The sequence below is a fragment of the Bartonella tribocorum genome (genome assembly GCF_002778015.1).
GTDB lineage: Bacteria > Pseudomonadota > Alphaproteobacteria > Rhizobiales > Rhizobiaceae > Bartonella > Bartonella tribocorum_B.
In genome coordinates this window covers 90,560-117,118 of sequence record NZ_NJPP01000001.1, presented here as the reverse complement: position 1 = coordinate 117,118, position 26,559 = coordinate 90,560, and the positions used below count along the sequence as shown (strand labels likewise).

The window sequence follows — 26,559 nt, the reverse complement described above, 5'->3', positions numbered from 1 at the left end:
TCGTAAATGAAATAGAAAGGTAAAGTTCAAATACGAAAAAACAACGTATAAAACTGCGACGTTTATACAGCCAAAAACAAAAGAATATCTTAGATATCAAGATTAGCAACGCTTAAGGCATTGTCTTGAATAAAAATACGTCTAGGTTCAACTTCATCACCCATAAGACGAGAAAAGAGTGAATCAGCATCGGTTGCATCATTAATTTTCACTTGTAAAAGAGAACGTGCATTGGGATCAAGCGTTGTTTCCCAAAGCTGTTCAGCATTCATTTCCCCAAGACCTTTATAACGTTGAAGAGTAATACCCTTTTTACCATTTGTAAAAATGCTCTCTAAAAGGCTCATAGGTCCAAAAATATTCTCTGTTTTATCTTTGCGGCGTAAAAGAAGAGGAGGATGATATATGTCGCCAAAATTTTGGGAAATTCGATCAATTTGACGCGCGTCTGCTGAGTTTATAAGCCCTGCATCAAGCGTGATAACATCTTTAACGCCACGCAAAATACGCTCAAAACATAAACTTCCATTTTCTATATATTGTCCACTCCAACCTTGTTCCATATCATCTGCAATCAGATTAAGGCGGTGTGCGACAGCTTCTACTATTTTTTGCGCTTTTTCTTTCGTTGTAAAGGCTTCAGGGTTAAAAGCACCAACAATAGCTGCTTGCTCAACAATATTGTGGTCATAACGGGTATGAAGACCATTTAAAAGCTGACGGAATACACGGGCATCTTTAGCAAGTTGATATAAATCAGCGCCTGCACGAACTTCTCCCGTTGAAAGCTCAAGTGTTGTTTCTTCTAGTCCAGTATCCATCAAGAATTCTTCAAAGGCTGCTTCATTTTTAATATATTGAGAAGATTTTCCACGCGATACTTTATAAAGAGGTGGTTGAGCAATATAAAGATGTCCACGTTCAATCAACTCGGGCATTTGCCTAAAAAAGAAAGTGAGTAGCAAAGTGCGTATATGGGCTCCATCAACGTCCGCATCTGTCATGATAATAATTTTATGATACCGTAATTTATCGGGTGAAAATTCATCTTTACCAATAGACGTCCCAAGAGCTGTAATAAGCGTACCGATCATATCAGATGAGAGCATACGGTCGAAGCGTGCTCGTTCAACATTGAGGATTTTACCACGGAGAGGTAAAATTGCTTGATTTTGACGTGAGCGTCCACTTTTTGCTGAACCACCTGCCGAATCTCCCTCGACAATAAAGATTTCTGATTTTGTAGGATCACGTTCTTGGCAATCAGCAAGTTTTCCTGGCAGAGAAGTGATGTCAAGCGCTCCTTTTCGCCTTGTAAGCTCACGTGCTTTACGTGCTGCCTCACGTGCTGTTGCAGCTTCCACCACTTTACTAATGAGAAGCTTTGCTTCATTAGGATGTTCTTCCAGCCATACCGAAAGGCCTTCATTGATCAAATTCTCAACAATAGGACGCACTTCAGAAGAAACCAATTTGTCCTTTGTTTGTGAAGAAAATTTAGGATCAGGAACTTTGACAGAAAGAATAGCTGTTAATCCTTCACGGCAATCATCTCCGGTTAAATTCACTTTTTCTTTTTTGGCAATTCCTGAAGATTCAGCATAACCATTAATTTGGCGTGTAAGAGCACTTCTAAAACCGATTAAATGCGTTCCACCATCACGCTGAGGAATATTATTGGTAAAACACAAGACCTTTTCATGGTAGGAATCATTCCACCATAGGGCAACATCAACGCTCATACCATCTTTTTCATTTGCAATGTAAATAGGCGTGTCTAGGAGCGCTTTTTTTGATTGATCAATATATTTAACAAACTCTATTAATCCGCCTTCATAATGCAACTCAACGGATTTAATGTCAGCATGACGCTCGTCAACAAGAAGAATATGAACTCCAGAATTTAGAAAGGCTAATTCCCGTAAACGACGCTCTAAAGTTTCAAAATCAAACTCAACCATAGTAAAGGTTTCAGAGCTTGGTAAAAATCTAATTTCTGTTCCACTTTCTTGATCACAATCGCCAACAACTTTTAATGGAGCATCAGCCACCCCATGGGTAAATGATATTTCATGAATTTTACCATTCCGTCTGATTTGCAATTTAAGCCAAACAGAGAGTGCATTCACAACAGAGACACCAACACCGTGCAATCCACCTGAAACTTTATAAGAGTTTTGATCAAATTTTCCGCCGGCATGAAGCTGTGTCATGATAACTTCAGCAGCAGAAATACCTTCTGTTGGATGAATATCTGTTGGAATTCCACGTCCATTATCACGAACAGAACAAGAACCATCAGCGTGGAGTGTGACATTTACAAGTGTTGCATGACCAGCTAAAGCTTCATCGATAGCATTGTCTACAACTTCATAGACCATATGATGTAACCCCGAACCATCATCCGTATCACCGATATACATACCAGGACGTTTACGTACAGCATCAAGACCTTTGAGAACTTTGATAGAGGCGGCGCCATAGTCATCGCCTTTTGTCGGTAAGGCGCTTTGTGTTGGTGAGGTTATTTCATCACTCATAAGTTAGTCCATTTCTGTGTTCAATTTGCAATATTCTATCCGCTTTTTAAAAGCTCAACGTTCTGATCAGTTATTTATGGAATAACCACATTAAACATTTATCGTATATCAGTTCTAGATTCAATATCTGTCGATATATAATGGAAAGAATGATGAAATGATATGACACTATTATACAGCATAATGCAGTAAAACACCGCCATTTATGACAGCAATATAAGAAAAGTGGTCAACTATTTGATATATTTAAATATTTTTAAATTTTCTGGTGAATATTCAGGGCAGGCAGGGTGTGAAAGCCTTCAGTCTAAGTGAATCGTATGAACGGGAAGACCAGAGAAATTAAAAGCGTAATTATCGAAAGAAGCCGACTGTTTACAGAACAACGTTGGTACGAATCTTTTTCCTTTAAAATTTGGGGGCGAGGTAAATTACGCTTTACGTAAACTTTAAACGTAAATTTTAAAATTATGTGAAGAGTGATATTATTGTTTATTTTTGCATATGTGTAATATTTCAAAATGAGTTGTGCATCTTTATGTTACGCTAACGAGGCTTTTACTTTTTTACCTATTAATCAATCCTCATGAAGTTGTATATTTAAAACAAAGATTACATGTTTTCTAAATCGCCTAAGTTTTTGTACGTTAGATTGGGGCGAGAATGCTATGTATATTTATTTGCATTATTCCTGTCCATGGAGGTTACATCTCTCATTCAAAATAAAATGCCATTGTGCGGCTTATTCACGCACTTTTTTAGGAAGCATTTATCAATGTTCCAAGATTTATTTTACGACGATGTTTGAAAGGTATAACATCAAATACCTTGCGCATGTTATAAAGTTTATTTCTCTCAAATTGTTTTTATATAATTTTGTTGGAAAATTTGAGATGAAAATCTGAAGCATTTTCAGTGTATTTTAAAAAATATATGAAAATTGTTAAAATTTTTAACAGTTTTAGAAAAGTGCAAGAATTTTATTTATTAAACGGCAGATATTTTGGTGAAGTGCGTTAGATAATAACGAAGCAGAGTTGCATCTTAGCTTTGAAAAATGGGGGAGAGATTTTGAAAATAAGAAAACCTATCTATGTGAAAAATCTTCAACGGCGTTTACGGTATTTTTTACTCAATAATCGATACATTATTTTTATTCGTATTTTATTTTTAGCAGGAGGATTTCTATTTTCCTCTTATTACGCGGAGGCTGAAATAGCTGGAAAGCTGCCCTCTTTTTTTAATCCACATGAACATTTGGTACAACCCGATACCAAGGATATCATTCGTTTGCGTTTTGTAACAACTTTTGATTTTCCTCCCTTTAATTTTCTTGATCAAACGGGGCATCTTGTAGGCTATAATATCGATTTATTGCGCGCTATTTGCTTAAAATTAAAACTAGAAAAATTTTGTGAAGTAGAAGTGGTTCCTTGGAAAGAGCTTGTAGAGCATGTCAAAAATGGTGATGCAGAAGTCATTATTGCGGGTTTAAAAGAAACCAATCAAACGCAGCAAGATCTTGTTTTTACAAAGTCATATTTGCGCTTTCCAGCACGATTTGTTGCTTCTCGAAAGTTAAATCTCGATGAGCCAATAAGCGATCAATTGGTCCATTTAACCAGTGGTGTTGTGTCTAAAAGTGTTCACGAAAAACTTTTTCATTATTATTTTCCCAAAGCCCAATGGCAAGGATTTAAAGAGAGGGAAGAGCTCTATAAAGCCTTACAGGAGCATAAAATTGATCTTATTTTTGATGATGGATTTGCATTATCGTTATGGTTCAAAAATCAAAAATCTGTGGACTGCTGCCATTTTGTTGGAGGAGTATATATGGCACCGCAGTTATTGGGGCAAGGAATGCAGCTTGCTGTTGCAAAAAAGAACGAAAAATTGATTGATATCCTCAATTATGCGCTAAAATCTTTAGAAGAGGATGGTAAACTTACAGAGCTTTATTTGCGTTATTTTCCAATAAGTTTTTATTGATGAACAGTTTTTTAGTTAAGAGCTGTTAATCTTTCCGTACCGAGTCGATAAGAGATGGCTTCTGCAAGATGATGGCGTGAAAGATTATCGGCTTCATCAAGGTCAGCAATTGTACGCGCAACTTTGAGAATGCGGTGATAAGCACGTGCAGAAAGGTGCATTTTTTCACTTACATCTCGTAAGAGTATAGCGGCACTTTTATCCGGAATGGCAATTTGTTCTATAATTTTAGCAGGGCAATCACCATTGGTTCGGATATGGTCAAACCCTAGTGTTGCAAAACGTTTGGCTTGAATGGTACGGCATCGCGCGACGCGTTTGGCAACATCGCAGCTTTTTTCTGATTGCTCTGGTTGCATAAGGTCCATCGCTGTTAAAGCAGGAACATCAATCCGTAAATCAATTCGATCGAGCAGTGGACCAGAAATACGGGATTGGTAATCGATTTGACAACGTATTCCTTTAGCACAGACATGGCCTTTTTCACCTGCCATACCACATCGGCAAGGATTCATTGCGGCAATGAGTTGGAAGCGAGCAGGATAACTGATATGGTGATTAGCGCGAGCTATAACTGATTCTCCACTTTCTAAAGGTTGACGAAGAGAATCAAGAACTTGCGGAGAAAATTCAGGTAATTCATCAAGAAATAACACACCATTATGAGCAAGAGAGACTTCTCCTGGTCGTCCTTTAAGCCCCCCACCAATCATTGCAGCCATGGAAGCAGAATGATGTGGGGAACGAAAGGGGCAATGAAGTGAAATGGTATTGTTAACTGTTTCTCCTGTAATCGAAGCAATCAGAGAAACATCTAAAAGCTCACGACTATCAAGAGGGGGTAAAATAGAAGGTAAGCGTTGCGCCAACATAGATTTTCCAGCCCCAGGAGGACCGACAAACAAAAGGTTATGGCGTCCAGCAGCACAAACTTCTAAGGCACGTTTGGCTGTTTTTTGTCCTTTGATTTCGCAAAGATCTGGAAGTTCAGTTTCGATAGTATATTGGCGCGGTTGTGGACGTTTTTGAATTTGGGTTCCTTTAAAATGATTGACGATAGTAAGAAGAGTTTCCGGGGCAAGAATATTTATATCAGCATTTGCCCATGCTGCTTCAGGTCCACATTGAAAGGGACAAATCAGTCCTTTATCGAGAGAGACAGCTGTCATGGCAGCTGGTAAAACGCCATTGACAGCAGTAAGTGAACCATCCAGTGACAATTCACCTAAAATGACATAGTCTTGCGCTATTTCGGGAGGGAGGATTCCCATAGCGAGCATTAAGCCTACGGCAATTGGCAAATCATAATGTGATCCCTCTTTAGGCAAATCAGCTGGTGCAAGATTAATTGTAATTCGTTTGGTCGGCATAGAAAGCCCACAAGCATGGAGGGCTGCTTGTACACGTTCACGGCTTTCTGCAATTGCCTTATCGGCTAGTCCAACAATAGCCATTCCTATTTTACCGGACGAAATCATCACCTGCACATCGACAGGGACTGCTTCTAGACCGCGAAAAGCAACGGTTGTAATACGCGCGATCATTTACTCTCCCCTTTAGATTTTGGAAAGACAATCATATCTACACATAAAAATCAAGAAGCATCTTTATGGTTTTTTTAATGGAGAGATCTATATACGTGGGCAGGGTTTTGTAGCGTTCCCATGGCAAGTTATTTGTACAAATTTAACCATGATAATATGGAGCGCAATAAAACATTTATAATAAGCTAAATGAATATGTTAAGAAAAAGGAATGAGGCTGTTTGTGTGTCATAACAGAGCATAATTTTGTGAAGATATGAGGGGAGAGCGACGTTATGTATAGCAGAGTATTATTTGATGTTATAAAATGTGTAAAGTATGCAAAGTAGTTATCTTTCTTATTTTATATTACTTAAAGTGTAGTAGTTGCAAAGTGTAGGTATCTGATTTATGGTAGACCAGATAAGAGTTTTGTTAAAATCAGGAACTTTACGCTGTGTATTTATAGGCTTGTGTTTTGCTTTTGCTTTTCCACAGCCCCTTGCCGCATTTAATTTTTTCGGCATCCCTCTTTTTGGTCAAAAGAAAACAAATTCTTCTTCACAGGATGTCCAAAGTACAAAGAGATTTTATAAAGTTGATATTGTTACTCCACCAGGGGCGCCAGTAAAAGGTATAAAAATAGTTAAATCTGTCTCTTCTCTTTTTGCAGATAAAGAGAAAGCATCTGCGAGTTCTTCTGGCTTATTAGCCAAAGCACGTTCAGATTATCGGGCTATTCTTTCTGCTCTTTATGCTGATGGACGCTATGGTGGTGTTATTAGTATTAAAATTAATGGTTTAGAAGCTGCTGATTTAAGTCCGGTAACGCAACTTCCAGTACAATCCAATATCGTTATTACGATTAATGCTGGGCCTCAATATGTTTTTAGTATTGCAAATATTGATAAAATAGTGCCCTATGAAAAACGTAAAGCGCATAAAATGCCCACACTTGAAGAATTAGGCTATAAAGTCGGCGCTATCGCCAAATCTGAAACTATTTTGAAAGCAGAGAAATGGGCGGTAGAAGGATGGCGTCAACAAGGTTATGCTAAAGCTAAAATTATAAAGAGTGAGATCGTAGCTGATCATGCTGCGTTGCGTGTTGAAGGACGGATTGTTGTTGATCCTGGACAAAAGGCTTATTATGGTCCGCTAACTGTACGTAATATAAGTAAAGAACCACGTTTAGATTCGGCTTATATCGCATGGATGACTGGATTAAAGCTAGGCCAAGAATATGATTCCGATGCGTTAGCTAAGGCCAATGAACGTCTTGCGCGCCTTGGTGTTTTTCGTGCTATCAATATACGTGAGGCTGATACCATTAACCCAGATGGCAGTTTATCGCTTACGCTTGTTGTACAAGAACGTAAACCGCGTCGTTTTGGTTTAGGGGGGGGTTATTCAACATTAGATGGTGCTGGTTTTGAAGCTTATTGGATGCATAACAATCTTTTTGGTCATGCAGAGGTTCTTAAAATTGAGACAAAAATAAATGGTGTTGGCGGCAACAAAAAACAATCGTATAATTTTAAAAATTTTGATTATCTTTTTGGGAGCACATTTATAAAGCCTGGTGTAATTAATCCTGATACAGACTTCAGATCAGAATTCAAAATACAGCAAGATATTCTAGAAAATTATACAACAAAAGCCATAAAAGCGAAATTAGGGATTACGCATATTTTCAATAATAATCTATCGGGACAAGCTGCTGTAGAAGTTTCAAATGGTTACACACGTGATATCTATTTTGGGAACCGTAATTTTACAACAATTGGTCTTCCTATCGGTTTGATTTACGATAGTCGTAATAATAAATTCAATGCAACAAAAGGTTTATATGGTGAAGTTCTCGTTGAGCCCTTTTATGAGGCGCGTTTTAGCAACTTTGTTGCAAAAGTAACGGCAGAAGGCCGTTCTTATTGGGCGCTAGATGAAGAGAATCGTTTTGTTTTTGCGGCACGGGCAAAGCTTGGTACAATTCTTGGGAGTGATAAAGCATCTGTTCCTGCGGATACGCTCTTTTTTGCTGGTGGTGGGGGCTCTGTTCGTGGTTATGCTTATCGCAATATTGGTATCAAAACGAAAAATGATGCGGTTGTTGGTGGACGGGCGCTTATTGAGGGATCGGCAGAATTGCGTGTTTCTTTAAATGATAAAATAGGATTTGTCAGTTTTCTTGATGGAGGTCTGGTAGGGGAAAAGGCTCAATTTGATTTTTCTCAAAAAATTAAATGGGGAGCCGGTATAGGAGGCCGCTATATGACGGGTCTTGGTCCTTTACGGGTTGATTTAGCCTTTCCTTTAAAGAGAGAGCAGGGTGATCCTCGCATTGGTTTTTATGTGGGTATAGGGCAAGCATTTTAATGAAAAAAGGTGTACGTTTATCGGCTTTCTTCTTTGGACTTTTATTTTTGGGAGTGGGTGGTTTTATTTTTGCGCAGAGAGGATTTTCCTCTAGTGAAATGAAAACAGAGGATCGTTCATGGTTTGTTTCTTTAATTGAACGCAAGCTTTCAACACCTAATCGTCAAGTTCGTTTACATAATATGCAAGGAGCGCTGTCTTCTCAAACATCAATTGATGCTATTACTATCAGCGATAAAAAGGGGATTTGGCTTAAAATTACCAATGCTAAAATGGATTGGAATCGTCTAGCGTTGCTAAAAGGGCGGATGGATATTAATCAGCTTTCGGCAGAACAGATTACATTTTTACGCAAACCGCAAGGCAATTCTTCTCTTGTTTCTTCCCTTGAGACGGGGCGGTTTTCTCTCCCAAAATTGCCGCTTGCTCTTTCTATCAATACGTTTACAGTGCGGCATGTGACGTTTGAACAAAATCTTTTTGGTTTTTCTACTGACATATCCTTAGAAGGAAATTTCACTTTGGCAAGTGGTAATTTTGATGTTGATATAGCGGCGCATCGTTTAGATGCACCGGGTTCTTTTTCTATTCTCACCAAGATATCTGAGAGCAATCGTAGAGCTCAAATTGATATCTCTGCTAATGAACCTCAAAATGGTATTTTGGCAAATATTTTTAACATTGAAAAACGCACAGCATTAAATCTCGCCATTAAAGGTGATGGTACTTTTGATGATTTGGTTATCAAACTTTCTTTAGAAGCCGATCATCATTCTATTTTAAAGGGTAATGTTATTCTTGCAAGTGTTTCAGAAGGACACACTTTTTCTACGAAACTAGAGGGTAGATTGGGTCCTTTAATGCCTTCTCAATATCGTGATATTTTAAAGTCTGATATAACATTGAAAGCAGGGGCAAGGAGGACAAAAGAGGGGGTGACACATCTTGATCAGATGGTTATTCAAAGCAAAGAAATGAATGTTTTAGCCAATGCTGAAATAACAGCTGATGGATTTTTGCGGCGGCTTTTTATTGATGGAAAAATGGCTCTTGATAATGAAAAGGATTCTGATCATTTATCTATATCGGAAGCGCCAAAATCTGCGAATACTTTCGCTTTGAACATTGATTATGGTCGCGAAGGGCAACAATCTTGGAATGGGCGGTTGGTTGTACACCATTTGAACAATAAAAATATTTATATTCGCGATGCAGTTTTTGATATGGGGGGAGTAAGTGAAAATCTTGATAATGTAGCTTCTCGTCATGTTGGTGTTCAAGTTAATGGAACGCTTCAAGGGGTTAAAAAGATTAAGGGAGAGTTAATAGAAAATTTAAGCCAAGCAGTTCATGTGCATTTAGATACGGATATTGTTTCGAATAAACCAATTTTGATTCATGATTTTAGTGTTACGGCACAGGGTTTTTCTTCTTGGTTAAAAGGGTCAATGGAGCATTTTGTTTTTAAAGGTGATCTTGGTTTAAAAGCCCAAATATTAGCTCCTTTGGAAGTTTTCAGTAAACAACCGCTCTCTGGTAGTGCAGATATTAAAGCCAAAGGAACGATCGGCTTATTGAGCGGCATTTTTGATCTAAAATTATCAGGAATGGCTGACAATATGAAAACGGGTATGCATTCCTTTGATCGTTTATTTGAAGGAAATATCACTCTTTCAGGGAGTGCTGCTCGAAATACAACGGGCTTCATTTTACGTCATTTGAATTTGAAAAATCAATATACAAACATCAAGGCGAATGGCTATTTTTCAAATGAAAGCGCTAAAATGGATTTATCTGCTCAAATATCTGATCTCGCCAAATTAGACCCGAAAATAAGCGGATCCCTTAAAATTCAAGGAACAGCGAGAGGGCGCAATAGCCATATAAAACTAAATACAAGTGCTCATATTGCTGAAGCGTTAGTTGTGGGAAAAAAGCTTCAAAACACAACGTTTAATATAGAGGCACTTATGGATAATACAGCACCGACGATTTCTTTAACAGGAGCTATAAAAGGTGAAGGAACTTTTGCTGAGAAACCTTTACATTTATCTGCTTCTTTTAAAGATTCTCATAAAATTCGGAAGCTTGAAAATATTGATATTAGAGGAAAAAATGCAAAAATAACGGGTAATCTTTCTCAAGAATTTGGAGGTTTTTTGAAAGGAGCGTTGCATATTGATGCCGATGATATTTCAGTACTTTCAGCGTTATTTTTGCAGGATGGGAGTGGAAAAATAAAAGGAGATTTTATTTTTGATGAACAAAATGGCAGACAAAAAGCTCATGTGAAGGCGCATGTTAATCATTTGAATTTTGCCAAGAATAAAATAAAAGAACTGGCAATAGATGCTGATATATTTGATCCTTTTGGTACGACTCAATTTGAAGGTGTTATCAATGCAGAACATATCCAAACACCTTTTATAATGGTTAATCGTTTAAATGCTAAGGCCAATAGAAATAATGGACAAACGGCTTTTACTGTCCAAGCGATGGTGCATGACACTCTCAAGACTCATCTTTCTGGTCGTGTAATGGCTGTGGAACTTCCAGAAGGCTTAAAACGAGAAGTGCAAATTGAAGCCATAGATTTAAAACAACACCATTTTCATGCAACATTGCCAAAACCATCGATAATTATTTTTGATAAAGATGGGGTAGCAATCAATGAATTAGGAATTTCAATAAATGGAGGCAACATTGTCCTTGCAGGGAATATTCAAGATACCTTGAATTTGCAGCTTACAATGAATGCTCTTCCTGCGACTTTAGCCAATCTATGGAAATCCGATCTTGGGGCAGCAGGGAGTATAACAGGACAGGTTATGATTCGTGGTCATTTGAAAAAACCTGATATAACCTATGATATAAAAGGTGAGGGGCTGACAACCGTTGCTCTTCAAGATAAAAAAATTATGCCTTTTTCGCTTTCTGCTAAGGGGAAAACCTTAGATCAAAACCTTACTTTGAATGCAAATTTAACAGGAGAAGACGTACAAGCACAAGCTCAGGGGCGTGTGTCTTTAAAGAAAGATAAGCTAGATCTTCATATTAATTTGCAAAATTTATCTGCACGTTTAGCGAATAGTTTTATTGCAGGACAAGCGCTTGATGGAACGATGATAGGCAAAGTTGATATTGGTGGGACAATGAAGAATCCATCTACTCATTTTGAGCTTTCTAGTCAAAGTTTAACTGCTATGACGCCTAAAGGACCGATGTCAATTAATATAAATGCTCGTGGTTTTTATAAACAATCAACATTTCATATTGAAAATATGATAGCGACAGGAGATAAAGGATTAGATCTTTCCATCCATGGTCCTGTTTCTCTTAGTGGTTTAGAGGCAAAATTAAACGTTAAAGGGATAATGCCTCTTGATTTTGTTAATCTCTTATTAGCTAAGCGTGGCGCAAATATAACGGGTACAGCAAGAGTTGATACAGCTCTTAATGGTGCATTATCAAAGCCACAATTTATTGGAAATATTTCTATAGGTGATGGTAGCTTTTTTGATTCAAAAACCAATATAGGATTGAATAATATAATACTTGAAGGCAAATTAAATGGCGATCATATTCTGATAGAGAAAGCTTCAGCTTCTTCGTTTGAGGGGGGGGGAATATCTGCTTCAGGTCGTATCTCTAATAATTTAGAGACTGATTTGATCTTTCATCTTGATAATGCCAATTATAATGATGGTTCTATGTTGCTTGCAACATTGTCAGGTGAGATGACAATGAAAGGTCATTTTCTAAATAATCTTGTTATTGGTGGTGATATCATCGTTGAAAAAGCTGAAATTCTTGTTCCAGATCATTTTAAAAATGCTAAGTTTTTTGATGTAAAAAATAAGAATTTACCCCAATCGATTCAAAAAACACTTGAGCGTGCTGAGGTTAAGAATACGAGTAAAAGCCATAATGTCACGCAAGAATCTTCATCTGTTGTGCTATCAAATATGCATATTACAGCACGCAATCAATTTTTTGTACGGGGAAAAGGGTTAGATGCTGAATTGGGAGGACGCATTAATTTAGCAGGTCCATTAAATGATGTGCATCCAGTTGGTGAATTTAGAATGATTCGTGGACGTTTTGATATTCTTTCACAACGTCTTAATTTTGATCAAGGACAAGCAAGTTTTAGCGGTAATCTTAATCCTACGGTTTATTTTGTAACCAACAATAACAGTGGTGGCATTCACGTCACTGTGACCGTAAGTGGAACAATTGATAATATTGATATTAATTTTTCTTCACAACCGAATTTGCCACAGGATGAGATTTTAGCGCGATTGATTTTTAAGCGCTCTCTTAATGAATTATCACCATTTCAGATTGCTCAACTTGCGGCAGCAGCAGCTGATCTTGCGGGTGCTTCTAATACATCTTTGTTGAACACTCTACGAACTAAAATTGGGCTTGATGATCTTGATGTTATTGTGAATGAAAAGGGTAATACAGGTTTACGTATTGGACGCTACATACACAATAACATTTATTTAGGCTTTGAAGCAGGGTCTGATGGAACGACGAAAGGGACAATTAATTTAGATATTTCGCGTCATCTCAAAGCTAAAGGTTCTATAGGAAATGAACACAATTCTAGTATTGGTCTCTTTTATGAAAGAGACTACTAAAAATTAAGGTTAAAAAAATTCTTTGTGCTTTGTCTCCCATTTCTAAGTTTAGGGAAGGAAGCATAGATTATTAATTCTCTTAAAGAAGCAGTGTTTTATTGCGGTATGAAGAGAACCATCTAGAATCTTTGATTTTTTGTTTATGACATACTTCTAAAAAGGTAAAATCTTCACAAAAGAGAGTATGTTATTTTGCTGATCTATATTTATTTTAAAGAAATATTTAAACCCTTTTTCAAGTCCATTTCATGCTGTTGTCTAAAGAGTATAACTCATGCAATATATTGATTTATAAAGGATAGTTTATTGTTATTCAACTTGAATGATAATTTTTAATATCATAAGATTCTCTTATATTGAATCAATCAAAACTATTCGTTTTCATGTTACAAGTAGGGAAACCCCGCGTAGATAAAAACGATTAAGACATGCCTCAAAATGCTTCTTATGAACCCTCTCGAGAGCTAAGGGCTTGTCGCATTGGGGGCTGGCAGAATATTGTGAATGGTGCCGGTTTGTTATTCCATAAGCGTGAATTTCTGAAACGGGAAAGCAGCCTAATTTAGGGAACATGTAAAGCCGCAAGGGAGAAAACCAGTTCCCATTTTTACCATCACCTTTTAATTCAGTTTTACGACTTTCAAAAGCATCTAGAGCAATGTCTTTTAAATAATAATGGAGATTACTTTATTGCCTCACATTTTTGTTTTTCACGTTCTTGAATAATGTCACGCCCTTCACACAAAACAGAACACCATTTTATTGCAGTTTCATGGGCTTGTTTTAATGAGAGATCTCTTAAAATACCCAAGCCTATTTCACGGCGCCGTCCGTGAAGGGTATAACGGTACATCCATTGAGCACCTCTATCTTTACGCTTATGAAGTAACAAGCCAGCACCATCACACACTTTGCCAGTTCGTGGGTGTTGTGCGACAGCCCTTGGCACTTAAGACGATTCATAAGAGCCATTTTTAGTTCTTGTCTATACAAATTTGATCCACACACTCATCCCACTTGTTATGTGCAAATGAGAGGTTTTGATTGATTCAAGATAAACAGCTTTGAAATAAGAGAATCTTACGATATTCGAGACTCTCATTCAACATGCAAAACAGTGAATTATCATTATAAATTAATATCTTGTATCGTAAAGATGTAGGGGCTCAATGGATTGATCGTTGTACAATTCATACACGTTATTGCGAAATGGGCTTGGGAGAACGTTGAGAGACATCTCTTTAAAACAAGCCCATGAATTTGCAACTGGGTGGCATTTCTATTTCATGTGAAGGACGTGTCTCCATTAAAGAAGGCGATAAACAAAAGCGTGAGGAAAGTGTAGGATTCATAAGATATCGATTTCATTTTCAAACGCATTTAACGCAATATTTTTTAATAATAAAAATGCCTATGTACATTTTTGTTCATCGTTTTTTTAAGGAGATTACTTTTCTTATAACGAACAATTTCTCAAATAGAACACCCTGAAATATGACACCATATATGTTGCCAATTCATGGGCTTGTTTTAAAGAAACATTTTTCCGTGTACGCTTGAGTCTCTTTCACAATACTGCTTGTGAAATGATATACAGTATCTCTTATGAATGGTACGAAATTCGTACTATCGTTATCAATAAAGGTATAAGTTAGCATTATCACTCTATTTTCAGCTTCTCATATCTGCCGATATCTCTTGCACTTGAAAGCGTAGCGGTATTTTTATTGCTTATCTTAAGCATTTTTATAGATACAACAATGTTTGTATAACGTACAACAAGTGCTTTTGATTGTTTCATCGTAAATGTAAAGAAGAAATAAGCAAATAACTTTGTATCTTTTACACTGAGATGAAAAATAATAAAATTATTATAATTCAATATCTTAATATATATAAAGATATTTTTTGTAAAAATATTTATCAAAGTTACACGTCGTATTTTTCTATTTAAGCGGCTAGAAAGAAAAGAAATTTTTTTCTTTTCGGCTTGAGTGTATCTATAAGTGTCAGCTTGTCCTGTTGTAACATAAAAGACCGTGAGGTATGGCGCTATAAGGCATTGTAAGTTTCTTTGATCAAGTGTTTTTGAAAGCACGTGATGAATATTTAGGGGTGGGCTTGTTCGTTAAACTTTGCATAAGTGAATCACATAAGTCGTTATTAGGTAGAACCAACTCGATAAGAGGCTGGATTTTTACAGATCAAATTGGATAGGAATTTTTATCCTTTGAGATATGAGGGGGAAAAAATTTCAGTGGAGGGATAAATGCGGATATAGGTAGCATCACTCTAAATTTCTCCTTTTTCGTGGCAATTTTAAAATAACTTGATACGCTTTCTTTTTTAGAATTCATGATACTTACGAATGTTTCAAAACCTGTTTGAGTAAAGGAGGAGGTTCTTGAAATTTTATTGTTAAAATGCAATTGCATTCAACAAAATAGTGGTTAGCGCTTTTAGTTTTCATTGAAATCCAAGAAGTTTATTCTCAACAAACCGTAAATTCTTTGCCAATTCTTGATTAAAGTAATACTTTTTCTTGGTAATATGTCTGTTTTTACAAATGGGGCATTACCTTCTATTCATTTGTGATTTCAAATCTGATTTAAATATCTGGAAATTAGGACGTGTGTTTTTTGAACTGAATATTATGAAGTTTTTTATAAAATCCATGTTCTTTTGCGAGCAATTCTTTCTGAGTCCCTTGTTCAATTAGTTGTCCATTTTGTATGACCACGATTTTATGGGCACGAGCAATTGTTGAAAGGCGATGAGCAATAATGATCGTTGTGCGTCCTTTGGTAAGGTTGTGAATGGCTTCATTAATTTGTGCTTCTGTATGTGAATCAAGCGCACTTGTTGCTTCATCAAGAATGAGAATTTCACTATCATGAATCATTGCTCTAGCGATAGCGAGTCGTTGCTTTTGTCCCCCTGAAAGATTACAGCCATTATCGCCTATCTGCGTATCATAACCATTTGGCAAATTCATAATAAAATCATGAGCATTTGCTGTTTTTGCTGCTTCGATAATTTCATCATCACGAGCGCCTTCTTTTCCAAGCCCAATATTATATTTAACGGTTCCTTGAAAGAGAAAAGTATCCTGCCCTACATAGGCCATCAGGTTTCTCAGAGAACGAAATGTCGTGTAGCGTATGTCTTGATTATTAATCAATATGCGTCCTTTTGTGGGGTCATAGAGGCGCATAATAAGGTTGATAAGGGTTGACTTTCCTGAACCAGATGGCCCCACGAACGCTGTCATTTTTCCAGCTTCTATTTCTAGATTGATGTCTTTCAATACCATTTTGTTATCAGTGTATGCAAAAGAAACATGTTCGAAATGAATTGATCCTTGTGTTTTATTCAGATCTTTAGCTTCTTTATGTTCTATAATTGTAAGGGGACGATCGAGTATTTCAAACATTGTACGGATATTGACCAAGCCAGATTCAATTTTGACACGGACATTTGCTAGTCTTTTTGCGGGTTCATAAGCTAAAAGTAAAGCAACAATAAAAGACATAAATTCACCTTGAACACCTGCGCGTTGGGTTGCAAGGTAACCAGAAAAAAAGATAATACCTGCAATGGCGATACCTGTGAGTGTTTCCATAATCGGATTGGTAATAGCTTCAAGTGTTGCAATATTGTTTGTTTGTTTTTCAACATCACAAATGGCTTGGTCCATCCTTTTTTTCATGACTTCTTCTAGTGAAAAAGCCTTGATGACTCGAATGCCAATAGCCGTTTCCTGTACGATTTTGATAATTTCACCAAGTGAATGAAGTTCTTTTTCCATAAGGCGGCGAACGCGTTTTAAAGCCATTCGAACGCCTAAAAAAGCCAGTGGTCCTACGATTAAAGTAATAGAGATTAACACAAAATTTTGCATAAACATGACAAGCAACAGTCCACTAACAGAAAGCAAATCACGTACAAAAGTTGTGATAATAGTATCAAGGATATTGCGTACGGCTGTCGCATTATGGGTGACGCGAACAAGCAAATCAGATGAAGTGTTATTATGATAAAAAGAGACTCCTTGTTCCATAAGACGCGCATAAATTTTGCGCTGTTGTTCAGCAATGATACTGTTGCCTGCTTTGCTTAAAAAGTAAGTTTGGGCAAAAGTTGCAATCCCTTTAAGAATAAAGATAAAAGCAATGAAGCTAGAAATAAAAGCGATCATAGCAAAATTCTGCGCATCAATAATATAATTAACAACATCACGCATAATCCATGCACTGGTTGCAGTTGTACCGGAAATGATGATCATTGATATAATAGCTGCACTATACCAATGCGCATGTTTATAAAAATTTTCTCGCAAAAGGCGGATGATAAGATGTTTATCAAAAGAGGAAAGTTTTTTTCGAGCCATGAAGTGTTTCTATATTCTCTCGTTATTTTATGCAATATTGAAGCACTCTTAATTAAAAAGCCCCTTTATCTTTTTTACAAAAAGAGCTTTTTTCAATACAGATCATATGCCTTCATGAGATGGCGTCTGTATACGTAAAATTCTCCATAAATGGTCTGTGCACCATTATTTTACTTAATAAGATATAAGCTGATACCATAACTCTATTGGCATTCGGATATTGGCAACTGTTCCCTGGTTGTTTGAAAAGTTTCATAAGAGGATTATGACTTCTTTCTATGAAGATGATGCCACTACCTATGATGGGCAAGCGAATATTTTTTTGATGCCATATTGAGAAGATTTGAAATGAGGAAATTCTATAATATTTTTTCTCTTGTTCAAGGAACAAAAATATAAATTATCATTTAATAGGTTATTCTATTCAACGCCATGTAAAATATCAAACAAGGAGTTTTTCATGCTTTGAGTATTTAAAAATACATCATTTTCATCCTATAACGTTGCGTATCCGCTTTATCTTCTTACATTCAGAAGGTTGGATTAAAACCAATGAAATAAAAATTTTTTTAAAGGCTTTGGTTATGAATCAACAAAACGATCTATCTTTAAAAAGGATAGCGGCTAAAGTTGCTGAGAATACTGACAACAGAGTGGATAATAAGGGGGAATTTGTAACGAGGAGATAATATCTTATTTGAAAAAATAAACTGATTATCCACTGGCTTATCGAATGTTTTTTGGTAAAGTGTTGTTATTAAGCACCCCCATTTTTACGCTTATGAAAGAACAAGCTGGCACCATCACACACTTTGCTAGCTTGTGCGTGTTGCTCAGCCCTTGGCACTCGAGACGATTCATAAGAGGCATTTTACTTGTACAGTTTTTATGCACACGGGCTCTTTCCGCTTGTAATACGCAAGCAGGTGATTTGGATTGATTCAACAGGAGAGAGATCTGAAATAAAAGAGCCCTACGGTATTTGGGACTCTTAATTCAATATGCAAAACAATAAATATCTTTATAAATCAGTATGTTTCCATTGCAAGCAACAGGTGAGGATGGCAATGCATTATTTTTACGGTTATGAAAGTTTAAGTCAACACTCTCGTTCCTTTACCAGTTTTCATATTATGATAGTTTTGGCATTTGAAATGGTTCACAAAAGACACTTCTACTTTATTTAATATTTTACATACTGTCTCTGTTTGTGATGTACAAACAAATGATTTTTTGTTGGATTTTATGAATAAGAAAACCTGAAATGAGAAGATTTTACGATATTCACTCTTTTTCATTTAATATGTGAAATATAATATATAAAATAACAAATTCTTATTATAAATCAATAAAGTATTATTAAACTCTTAAAAGGCTCTATACACATTACATAAAACATTAAAAGCACCACAAAATTCTCTATGGTGCTTCTAAATAACCACTATCGGCTCATTTTAATGAGTTTTACACAGATATTATTCCAATGAAAAACTATTTAGGTGCGATCACCATCATCATTTGCCGTCCTTCAAGTTTTGGCTCCAATTCAATTTTGGCAATTTCACTTGTATCTTCTTTCACGCGCTGAAGAAGTTTTAATCCAAGATCTTGGTGAGCCATCTCACGACCACGAAAACGCAAAGTAACCTTTACTTTATCACCATGATCAATAAAGCGATGAACAGCTTTGAGCTTGACTCCATAATCATGAACATCAACATTTGGGCGCATCTTAATCTCTTTAATTTCGATGACTTTTTGTTTTTTACGTGTTTCAGCGGCTTTTTTTTGAGTTTGATACTTTAATTTACCCAAATCGATGATTTTACATACGGGCGGTTCCGCATTTGGTACAATCTCAACCAAATCGAGCCCTGCATCTGCAGCCATAGCAAGAGCCTCTTGTATTGCAACAACCCCCTGATGTTGTCCTTCATCATTGATAAGCTGAACATGAGGTGCTCGAATATCATGATTTGAACGTGGTCCGTCTTTTTGGGTAGGTGTCATTTTAAACGGTTTACGAATGGTTTATGCTCCTTAATTTTAATTCAACTACAGTTAATTTAATATACAATTATGCTCATAAAAACAACCATAATTCGTGCTTTTTCATTATTTAATTTATTACTTTTTTAAGTGATTTAGATTATAAAAGTTTTTTCTCTTAAGATTTAAAGAAATTGTTTTTATGGAGGAAAAGAATCATGAATCAAAATATTCCTTGCCAATTTTTTTCGTTTGAGAATACCGCTCTTGCAGTGCGCCATCGCAAGGGTCACCACTCTCCAGGTTTGGTTTGGCTTCATGGCTATCAATCCGATATGTTGGGAAGTAAAGCAACGTTGGTTGATCAGTTTGCTCAAAAGAATGATTTGTCTTGTTTACGTTTTGATTACTCTGGCCATGGGGAATCTGAAGGGGATTTTTTTCAAGGAACGATTTCACGTTGGGTGAGCGAAAGTTTAGCAACTTTTGAAACCTATTGTGAGGGGCCACAAATTTTGGTTGGTTCCTCTATGGGGGGGTGGATTGCGCTAAAGCTTGCTATGATGCTAGCAAAGAAAAATCAAAAGCTTGCTGGTATGATATTGATTGCTCCAGCGCCTGATTTTACACAAACGTTAGTGGAACCAGAATTAGGTCCAGAAGAATGGAAAATTTTGGAAGAAAAAGGCTATATTGAACGACCCGCTGTTGGTGATGAAGAGCCGATGCCCTTTACAAAAAAATTGATTGAAGATGGACGCGAAAATTGTGTCATGCAAGGATTTATTGATGTTGGTTGTCCAATTCATATTCTACAAGGGATGGAAGACGATAAGATACCCTATCAGCATACACTGACTTTACTTGATCATTTACCTCTTCATGACGTAACATTGACACTTGTGCGTGATGCAGATCACCGTTTTTCTCGTCCACAAGATTTAGATTGTTTGGAAACAGCCTTGAGATCTTTGATTAATCAGATTAATGCAAAATAAGGGGACTATTTATTGATGATGAAGATAAATAGATGAGCATTTCTGTAAAGCATTTTATTTTTTCTAATCGCGCTATTCCTATAAGAGTGCGGGAAAATAAGTGCGCGTGCCGTCTTACCTTACGTGTTGATGCCAGAAGTCAAGAGATTCGTGTAACAACGCCGCCAGCGATAAGTCTTTGTACAGTTGACAGCTTTATTGAAAAAAATCGGTCTTGGATTGAGGCACGTCTTGCTCGTGTACAAATTTCTCAAGAAAATGCTTATCTCCAAGAGGGGGCAACGATACCTTTTTTGGGTGTTTCCTATACCATCAAGCATAGAGAAGGGCGTGGGGTAACAGAAATTGTTACAGCAGATGCAGAGCAAGAACCTAAAATTATTGTTTATGGTCAAATAGAATATCTCCCAAGACGCATTGCTGATTTTTTTAAAAAACAAGCAGCACTCATTATAACACCTTTGGTGGCACATTATGCTCATCAGGTAGAGCGAAAAGTTAAATCCATTTGCTATAAAGATACGAGAAGTCGTTGGGGATCTTGTTCAATTGATAAGCGTCTTTCTTTTTCTTGGCGCCTTGTTATGGCACCAAAAGAGGTTGTTGAGTATGTTGTTGCCCATGAAGTTGCGCATCTTGTTGAAATGAATCATGGACCAAGATTTTGGGCTCTTTGTGAGAAACTTTGCCCTGATAGTAAAACATATCGTGCTTGGTTGAAAGAAAATTCTCCCAGACTGCACACCATTAATTTCGATTCATATAAATTAGAGGTGTAAAAAACTTTCCAATGAAAGCAATATTTAACGGAACTTTTTGTTAAGTGTTTCGTTGTGTGTGTGCTTTGTCATGCATGATGAGGAAGCCATTGAAGCTCTCAGCACGATTGTCCTCCCCTGCTTGGTTTGCTGAGTGTCTTCAATGTTTTTGCTTTATCTTTTTTATCATTCAGCGTAATAACCTTAAGTTCCGATGATTTATAACAAATGGGGAGGTTTTTTATGCCTGTTCTTACAGATCCACTTCAACTATTACAGGCACTTATTCGTTGTCCTTCTGTTACACCTCGTGAAGCGGGGGCTTTATCAACTTTGGAACAATTTTTGAAAAAAATGGGGTTTCATGTCGAGCGCCCTATTTTTACGGATAAAAATACAGATAATGTTGAAAATCTTTATGCAAAAATGGGAAGCGAAGGACCTCATCTTATGTTTGCGGGTCATACGGATGTCGTACCGCCAGGTGCATTGGAAGATTGGACTTATCCACCTTTTGAAGCTGTTATAGATCACGGGAAATTATATGGGCGTGGTGCTGTTGATATGAAAGGTGGTATCGCTTGTTTTATTGCGGCTCTAGCGCGAGTTCTTGAGAAACGGTCCATTCAAGGAAGGGTAAGCCTTTTAATTACTGGTGATGAAGAGGGGCCTGCTATTAATGGTACGGTCAAACTTCTCAAATGGGCAGAAAAAAAAGGTGAAAAATGGACGGCGGCTCTTGTGGGAGAACCAACAAGCGTCAAGACTGTTGGTGATGTGATCAAAATTGGTCGCCGCGGATCGATTTCTGGTATCATGACCGTGAAAGGTCGCCAAGGTCATGTTGCTTTTCCAGAGCGGGCTGCCAATCCTTTGCCTTTGGCAAGTAAGCTTATTCAAGCGTTGACACAAACTGTTTTAGATCAAGGGACAGAGAATTTTCAACCCAGTAATTTAGAGCTAACAACCATCGATACCGGTAATTTGGCGGTCAATGTTATTCCAGCGCAGACAACGGTTCGTTTTAATATACGCTACAATGATCTTTGGACAAAAGAAACATTGATGGGGGAAATTGAAAAGCGTCTTGCTTTGGTAGAAGCAAAAAATAATAGTGATCAATATCCCTTTTATCAGCTTGAATGGATTCCAAGTTTAGGGGATGTTTTTTTGACCAAAAATGATAAACTTATTCAGGTTTTATCCAAGGCTATTAAAAGTGTAACAGGGAGTTTACCAGAGTGTTCCACGTCTGGTGGAACTTCAGATGCGCGATTTATTAAAGATTATTGCCCCGTGGTTGAATTTGGCTTACTAGGGCAAACGATGCATATGGTAGATGAATGTATCGCCCTCGATGCAGTAGAAACGCTTACTGCTATTTATGAGCGCTTTATTGTTGATTTTTTTGCATAAATATTCTTTATCTTGTTTTGTTATAAAATCCTTTTGTTGCCATAAAACATTATCATTTGAGGGAGTTAATGTATTAAGTGGTTTTAAAGTCCGTGGTGAGAATTCTTAAGCTGGAATTTTGCTCGTAAGGCCTTTTTAGTTCAGTAAATCACAGAAGTGGCAAATCAAGTAAAAGCTGTTTTAAGAAGGAGAGCTGTTTATACCCAAGATTGGGGTCGGAATGTTTGTTCCTTAGGGTATAGGGAGAAAATTAACGCGCAATTTATCTATGGAAAACAATCAACGTTATGTCACGATTGATGTGATGACAGGTTAAAGCTATAAAGACATATAAGAATATGCTTCTTTTCTAAATATATCTTAATATGTTTTCGCACTCTTATAAAAAGCATTCTTAGTTTCAATGAACGCCTCTTAGAGTAAAATCGACAGAAACACGCTTCAAGTTTATTTTATCTCATCTATTTTTTCATGCTCTTTTTACCCAAAAGAATCTGCGTTACAGAAAAAATCATGACAAGGTGTAAGGTAAGATTATTCAATCAGCTCTTTGATATTTCTGATAATAAAGATACATGAAAAATTCTTCTGTAGCATCCCATTGGTCTTTTTAGCCCAAAATTTATTATTCTCGATTTTCTTTATAAAATAACCTAGAGGACATCTATAGGAGCTCATAAGCATGTATGCATACAAGTGAGATGATATGTGGTTGATGTCATTTTCGCTAGCGAATAAAGCAATGCCGGTCGATATTTCGTATATTTTTAATTTTAGTGCATTGTTTATTTAAGAAAGTTTGTTCTGTACCCTATAAATCAATATCAAGCATAAAGCAGCATGTTGCAAATAAATATTAGTTCAGTATGTTCTTTTCTAAAACGGCTTTTATATTCCAAGATAGGATAAAAGTGTTGTGTGTATATCTGTTTTTTGTAATTTCTAAAACAGACGCCTCATTGGGGGGGAATAAAAAGCTATAAAGGCAGAAAAACAAACGCTTATCGTTGTCTTCTATCTCTTTATTCAGTTTTACAGTTTTAAAAAATATCTAGAAATATTTTTTAAAACATGAAGATTGATGTGCTTTTGCTTATTTTTCTCGTTCTGTAATGGGGCTACGGCTTTTATGAAAAACAATATATTCTTGTATTGTGCATTCACGTACTTGTTTAAAAAACTCTTTCAATGTTTGTTACATTCAACGGCGCTTATGAAGAGTGTAATATAAAATCTATAGGGCATCATTCTCTTTACACTTATGAAAAAAGAGACCATCATAGACTTTTTAGCTCAAAATATTGTGATAGCTTTTGGCATTTGAAGCTGTTCATAAAAAGCATTTTACGTCTTTTTAATAGTTTTTATTTAAAAATTTTCCTACTTTTTAGGGGGTAAGTGAATGATTATAATTAATATATTCACAGTTTTAAAATGAAAAAATCTTACGACATTGGGGTCTCACTTTTGCTATGAAAAATGATAACAGTTATTAAAATCAATGTGTTGTTATAAAAGCGTTAATTTGCAAGTTGGCTGATAATGTGATCAAGAACAATGCGTCCTTTCGTTGTCGCTTTTAAGCGTTGGTTATCCACCATTTCTACCAATTCTTGGTGTTGTAAATCGATAAGTTTTTCCATTGGGATGCGTTTGGGGCTTAAGGTTTCATAGCGTGTCAGTTCCAATCCTTCGCAAAGGCGTAAACCCATAATGAGCATTTCATTTGCCTGTTGCTCAGTGGTTAATCGTTCTGTTTCAATACAGCCATGTCCTGTTTTTTCGACCAATTCAAGCCACTGTTCGGGATGCTTTTCATTGATTGTGACATAACGTTTACGGTTTTCAAGGTGTGATAAAGATGTTTTTGAAAATGTGGAAGAATGATTCGGTATGTTCTCAATGAAACGCCCGTGTGCTCCTGGACCAAAGCCAGCATATTGGTGATAACGCCAATAAAGAAGGTTGTGTGCTGATTCAGCACCAGGCATGGCATGGTTTGAGATTTCATAGGCTGGAAGCCCATACAGAGCTGTTATTTCTTGGGTAAGATGATACATATCTGCTGCTCGCTCTGATGGAGGGAGGATAAGCCTTCCTGCATCATGAAGTCGTTTAAAGGCGGTTCCTTCTTCGATTGTCAATTGATAAAGAGAAAGATGATCGGCTGCCAAATCAATGGCTTGTACAAGTTCAGATTTCCATTGTACAAGGGTTTGTTCGGGGCGCGCATAGATGAGATCAAAGGATAAGCGTGGAAAAATTTGCCGTGCTAAAGCAATGGCATAAAGAGCTTGCTCCACATTATGAAGTTGGCCAAGTTTGCGCAATGCTCTATCATTAAGCGCTTGTACCCCTAGAGATAAGCGATTAACACCTGCCGCACGGTATCCGCGAAAACGTTCTGCTTCCACACTGGATGGATTCGCTTCTAATGTAATTTCAACTTTATCATCAAGTATCCACTTTCTTGCCAGTGCTTGCAAGAGGGCATCAACAGTTTGCGGTTCCATAAGAGAGGGGGTTCCCCCACCAATAAAAATACTCGTAATATGACGTGGACCTATTTTAGGGTATTGCGTTTCTATTTCGCGCTCAAAGGCGGTGACAAAACGTGGTTGATCAACACCATGGAGGCGAACATGTGAATTAAAGTCACAATAGGGACATTTTGCTGCACAAAAGGGCCAATGAATGTAAATGCCAAAAGGTTCATTCATGAAAATGCCAAAAGGTTGTCTGCCAAAAGTTTAAAAGCCCGTGCGCGATGTGAAAGAGGAGGAATATCATTGTGTTGCCAGCTGTGTTTTTGCTCTGTTGACATTTCTCCAAAGGTATTTTCATAACCATCTGGTAAAAAAATAGGATCAAAGCCAAAGCCTTTATCTCCTCGTGGAGGCCAAATGAATGTTCCTTCAACGCATCCACGGAAATAATCTGTGTGGTTATCAGGCCATGCAATGCAAATGACGGATATAAAACGGCATTTTCGTTGGCTCTTTTCTTGTGCTCCGATTTTTTGGAGTTCATCTTCTATTTTTTGCATCGCTTTTGGAAAATCACGTGTACCATCGGTTTGAATTGCCCAATCAGCTGTATAAACGCCCGGCGCACCACCCAATGCATCTACCTCTAAGCCTGAATCATCAGAAAGAGCAGGAAGTCCTGTTTTCTTTGCTGCTGAAAAAGCTTTAATATAAGCATTTTCTTCAAATGTTGTTCCTGTTTCTTTTGGTTCTGGTAAGCCAAACTCTTTTGCTGATTGTATTATTAAACCAAAAGGTGCAACCAAAGCGGTGATTTCATGTAATTTGCCGGTGTTATGTGTAGCAATGACAAGTTTTTTATCTGCTATGCTTCTCATATAGATTGCTCCAAAAATGAAAGGGGGAACTATTTTAGTGCTAAAAACCAGCTTAAACGCTCATATACACATATTCTGCTCGATTTTACATGATACAGTTATTTTACACATTTTATGATATTTTCTTCAAATAAAATTTTTCGTATTGTTTTGAAGACAACGATTAAAAAGATATGAAAAACGATTTTTTTATGAGAGCTTTTTTATGGTAAAAATCCGATAGTCTACTCACGGTGGTTGTCGTTTGACAATAGGTTTTGCATTAAGCGGGAAAAGGTTGGGTTAGGGAGGAGTGCTTTATAATTTATTGTTTTGATGACTATTTTTCAGCATTAGATGCGTGTTTTGTCAAAATGAGTTTTGACATTTAAAATTGCTCCAAAGAGCGAAAAACTGTAAAAATCAGAGTTTGGTGGTAAAAATGATAAAAGTCTTTAAAAAGGCCTTAAGCCCTCTAAAAAAATAAATTGATGCAAAATCTGCTGTCAAGCTATAATGTTTTGTAAACAATCGAGCTTCTCTTGGTAAATCCTCAAAAAAGACCAATTTTTGTCTTAAACATCCAATCAT

The 26,559-nt window shown here is 36.8% G+C and carries 13 protein-coding genes and 1 pseudogene; 6 read left to right on the top strand and 8 right to left on the bottom strand.

The annotated features are described in order from the left end of the window. Nucleotides 1-89 precede the first annotated feature (89 nt). The gene (gene gyrB / locus CEV08_RS00425) at nt 90-2,540 is read right to left on the bottom strand and encodes a DNA topoisomerase (ATP-hydrolyzing) subunit B (protein WP_100129822.1); all 2,451 of its coding nucleotides are present in this window, start codon (nt 2,538-2,540) and stop codon (nt 90-92) included. A gap of 1,071 nt (nt 2,541-3,611) precedes the next feature. On the opposite strand from gyrB, the gene CEV08_RS00420 reads away from it, so the two are divergent. Further along, a complete protein-coding gene (locus CEV08_RS00420) occupies nt 3,612-4,529 on the top strand; it encodes a transporter substrate-binding domain-containing protein (RefSeq protein ID WP_100129821.1) in 918 nt (305 codons plus the stop codon). 11 nt (nt 4,530-4,540) lie between these two features. On the opposite strand, the gene CEV08_RS00415 is transcribed toward CEV08_RS00420, so the two are convergent. After that, nucleotides 4,541-6,073, bottom strand: a complete 1,533-nt coding sequence (locus CEV08_RS00415; protein WP_100129820.1) for a YifB family Mg chelatase-like AAA ATPase — start codon at nt 6,071-6,073, stop codon at nt 4,541-4,543. A gap of 390 nt (nt 6,074-6,463) precedes the next feature. Between CEV08_RS00415 and CEV08_RS00410 the strand changes: the two genes are divergently transcribed. Together CEV08_RS00410 and CEV08_RS00405 are read left to right on the top strand one after the other, a co-directional pair. After that, entirely contained in the window at nt 6,464-8,428 is a 1,965-nt protein-coding gene (locus tag CEV08_RS00410) for an autotransporter assembly complex protein TamA (RefSeq protein WP_100129819.1), read from the top strand. Further along, nucleotides 8,428-13,074 (top strand): translocation/assembly module TamB domain-containing protein, encoded by a 4,647-nt coding sequence (locus CEV08_RS00405; RefSeq protein ID WP_100129818.1) that lies wholly within the window; start codon nt 8,428-8,430, stop codon nt 13,072-13,074. Before CEV08_RS00410 ends, CEV08_RS00405 begins: the two co-directional genes overlap by 1 nt. Before the next feature lie 513 nt (nt 13,075-13,587). On the opposite strand, the pseudogene CEV08_RS09375 reads toward CEV08_RS00405, so the two are convergent. The 4 genes and pseudogenes from CEV08_RS09375 to infC all read right to left on the bottom strand — a co-directional run. Beyond that, a pseudogene (locus tag CEV08_RS09375) lies at nt 13,588-14,046 on the bottom strand (Arm DNA-binding domain-containing protein); the annotation flags it as partial. Between the two features lie 688 nt (nt 14,047-14,734). Continuing rightward, nucleotides 14,735-15,172: a hypothetical protein gene (locus CEV08_RS09455; RefSeq protein ID WP_100129817.1), complete on the bottom strand. Its 438-nt coding sequence runs from the start codon at nt 15,170-15,172 to the stop codon at nt 14,735-14,737. 525 nt (nt 15,173-15,697) lie between these two features. Next, a complete protein-coding gene (locus CEV08_RS00385) occupies nt 15,698-17,464 on the bottom strand; it encodes an ABC transporter ATP-binding protein (protein WP_100129816.1) in 1,767 nt (588 codons plus the stop codon). 1,491 nt (nt 17,465-18,955) lie between these two features. Beyond that, nucleotides 18,956-19,474, bottom strand: a complete 519-nt coding sequence (gene infC / locus CEV08_RS00380) for a translation initiation factor IF-3 (protein ID WP_100129815.1) — start codon at nt 19,472-19,474, stop codon at nt 18,956-18,958. 197 nt (nt 19,475-19,671) lie between these two features. Here infC and CEV08_RS00375 point away from each other — a divergent pair, with 197 nt between their 5' ends. The 3 genes from CEV08_RS00375 (at nt 19,672) to dapE (ending at nt 22,625) form a co-directional block, all read left to right on the top strand. Continuing rightward, a complete protein-coding gene (locus tag CEV08_RS00375; protein WP_100129814.1) occupies nt 19,672-20,451 on the top strand; it encodes an alpha/beta hydrolase in 780 nt (259 codons plus the stop codon). A 32-nt stretch (nt 20,452-20,483) separates the two neighbouring features. Then, nucleotides 20,484-21,230: a M48 family metallopeptidase gene (locus CEV08_RS00370; RefSeq protein WP_100129813.1), complete on the top strand. Its 747-nt coding sequence runs from the start codon at nt 20,484-20,486 to the stop codon at nt 21,228-21,230. A 222-nt stretch (nt 21,231-21,452) separates the two neighbouring features. After that, entirely contained in the window at nt 21,453-22,625 is a 1,173-nt protein-coding gene (gene dapE / locus CEV08_RS00365; RefSeq protein ID WP_100129812.1) for a succinyl-diaminopimelate desuccinylase, read from the top strand. Between the two features lie 1,520 nt (nt 22,626-24,145). On the opposite strand, the gene hemW is transcribed toward dapE, so the two are convergent. Together hemW and rdgB are read right to left on the bottom strand one after the other, a co-directional pair. After that, the gene (gene hemW, locus CEV08_RS00360) at nt 24,146-25,345 is read right to left on the bottom strand and encodes a radical SAM family heme chaperone HemW (protein ID WP_100129811.1); all 1,200 of its coding nucleotides are present in this window, start codon (nt 25,343-25,345) and stop codon (nt 24,146-24,148) included. After that, entirely contained in the window at nt 25,342-25,989 is a 648-nt protein-coding gene (rdgB, locus tag CEV08_RS00355) for an RdgB/HAM1 family non-canonical purine NTP pyrophosphatase (protein ID WP_100129810.1), read from the bottom strand. Before rdgB ends, hemW begins: the two co-directional genes overlap by 4 nt. Between the last annotated feature and the right edge of the window lie 570 nt (nt 25,990-26,559).